Here is a 2,503-nt window from a genome sequence, read left to right as displayed (position 1 = left end):
TGGTAAGTTGGTCGAGCGCATTTCCGACATTGCTTGCTTCGTTTTTAATTCTGAATATTTGAGCCATATTAGCTGTGGCTTTAGAAGAATCGTATTTAGGTGCGGGAACAATATTAGCTACTGGCTCAGATTGAGAATAGGAAGCCCATACTTGCTGCTTGAAATCCTCATACAGCATCTTGCCTGGATTTTTAGTACCATCTGGGAGCTTGAGAGCGATCGCCTCTTGTAGCTCTTGCATTTTCTCCAAGGCCAGAGGGGTATACCTTTCACCTACCTTGAATCCTTCTGTTAACCAATACCAACATTCGCAAATCCGGGGATAGTAGCCAGTGCCAGCACGGTAGATAGTTTTGGTAGAAATACTTAGTTCCTGAGCTAATTGTTCAAGAGTGTAACGAACTGTTTCAGTAGCAGGAATGTCTGTCTGTCCTTCTACTTCGTCGTCTATATGGAAGTCTATTACATTGTCTCCATAATTCTCTTCATTTCCCTGTAACCCATAGTTAATAGGGATTTTAGATGTGTACATCAGTTTGTCTCTCCTTGTCTATTTGATGTCTATAATTGAAATATAGACACTAAAAAATGGAAGTACAAGGAACCTAAGCAACTGTTTGGGAACTTAGGCAATTAATACCTAATCAGCCTTCAAAAAAGTCTATTTTTAGCTTGATGTGCCACTACTGACAGCGATATTATTAGATTAATAAGTGATATAAATCAACAAAAATATATCAGAGGATGTTGAAAGAGAACTCCCTCTATGATCGGAGATTTAGCGGTGAGATGAATTACAAAAATGCTAATTAACTGAGCGATAGCGAAACAAAAATTGTGTTATAATTAAATAGTATTTAGTTAGAAGTTGAACAACAAATTTGATTACTTTAACTTACCAGTACAAGCTTCAACAAACTCAGCAGCAAGAGGCAGAAATTAATCACATTCTTGATGTTTGTCGAAGTGTGTACAATTATGCTTTAAGAGAGCGTAAAGATTGGTTAAATTCCAGAAAGTCACCAATCAATAGTTGTTCAATTATAACTGAGTATATTATTCCTGCTGATGCCCCTTATCCTAATTACAATTATCAAGCAAAAAGCTTAACCATCGCTAAGAAAACTAATCCTAGATTAAAATCAGTAAATGCTCAAGTTTTACAACAAACTCTGAAAACTTTAGATAGAGCATTTACTGAGATGAAATCCCTGGGTAAAGGTTTTCCAAGATTCAAAAAGAGGATGAGGAGTTTTGTCTTTCCTGCAATGCTCAAGAATTGCTTAGACAATAATAGAGTTAAACTACCTCAATTAGGTTGGGTAAAAATTAAACAAAGTAGACAATATCCAGATGGCTTTCAAGCTAAACAAGCTAGGGTAGTCAAAAAAGCAACTGGTTATTATTTGATGATTACTTTTACTTCATCAGAGTCAGCTCCAGATAATCCAGTAGGTGAAAGGTCATTAGGTATAGATGCAGGAATAGAATCTTTTGTAGCTACTTCCACTGGAAAGTTAATCAAATCTCCTAAGTTTTTATTGAGTTCACTGCGCGAGTTTAAATTACTGCAAAGAAGACTTAAGAAGAAAACAAAAGGTTCAAATAACTGGTTAAAACTCCAGAATAAAATAGCTAGATTACATGAAAAAATAGCTAATACAAGACGTGATTGGCATTTCAAACTAGCTCATCAACTTTGCGATTTTTCAGATAATATTTTTGTTGAAGATATCAATTTAAAAACTTGGTCTAGAGGTATTGTCAGAAAACAATCCTTGGATTCTGGAATTGGTCAGTTTATCAATGAAATTTTTCCTTATGTTTGCTGGAAACGAGGTAAGTACTATGCAAAAGTTGATAAGAATTATACCTCTCAAGAATGTCCTTTATGTGGTCATATTCAGAAGAATAAATTATCTGATAGAAAACATAATTGTAGCAACTGTAATTATCAAATAAACCGTGATGTAGCTGCTGCAAAAGTGATTAGAAAAAGAGGACTAATAGCCGTGGGGCACATGGTTAAAGAAAAAGCTTGTGGAGATGGTAGTAGCGGGGGTACAACTCAACTTGTTTGATTTGTTATCTAGCCCGAGAATCTGTGATACAAGAATCTCCCGTTATAATCTCCGATTTAACGGTGAGAGTGTCAAAATCTCTTTAGATATACCATTAAGCTTGCTTGTCATCCCGTGAGTTAAAATAGAGGCTCTTTTCAATAGCTCAGTAAACTATGATTCTATTAAATGACTTATCCGAACGTCTCCAGATTGACGACCCGGAAGAACGTCATACCATTAGTCCGGTGAGTTGGTCACAATACGAAACATTATTGTCAGTTTTGGGGGATCGCTCCTCCTACCGTATCAGTTATTTAGATCCCACATTCCGCACTTCACAATGTAGTACGAAAAGATACATGAACGATAATCAAAATTTTAGCCAACAAATTAATAGATAGAACATAAAAAAGTGAGTGGCACAACTATTGTTGGTGAAC

General features: G+C 35.8%; 3 protein-coding genes. 2 read left to right on the top strand and 1 reads right to left on the bottom strand.

Annotation, left to right across the window (positions count from 1 at the left end; genetic code table 11):
- A partial coding sequence (locus tag F6K23_RS40105) for a hypothetical protein (protein WP_293166737.1) occupies positions 1-532 on the bottom strand: 532 nt, incomplete at its 3' end.
- A 349-nt stretch (positions 533-881) separates the two neighbouring features.
- On the opposite strand from F6K23_RS40105, the gene F6K23_RS40100 reads away from it, so the two are divergent.
- Together F6K23_RS40100 and F6K23_RS40095 are read left to right on the top strand one after the other, a co-directional pair.
- A complete protein-coding gene (locus F6K23_RS40100) occupies positions 882-2,081 on the top strand; it encodes a transposase (RefSeq protein WP_293166735.1) in 1,200 nt (399 codons plus the stop codon).
- Positions 2,082-2,236: 155 nt separating this feature from the next.
- Positions 2,237-2,464, top strand: a complete 228-nt coding sequence (locus F6K23_RS40095) for a hypothetical protein (protein WP_293166733.1) — start codon at positions 2,237-2,239, stop codon at positions 2,462-2,464.
- The last annotated feature ends 39 nt before the right edge of the window (positions 2,465-2,503 follow it).

Source organism: Okeania sp. SIO2C9 (assembly GCF_010672455.1).
GTDB lineage: Bacteria > Cyanobacteriota > Cyanobacteriia > Cyanobacteriales > Microcoleaceae > Okeania.
The sequence above is the reverse complement of the archived record's forward strand: the minus strand, read 5'-3'. Positions and strand labels throughout refer to the sequence as shown.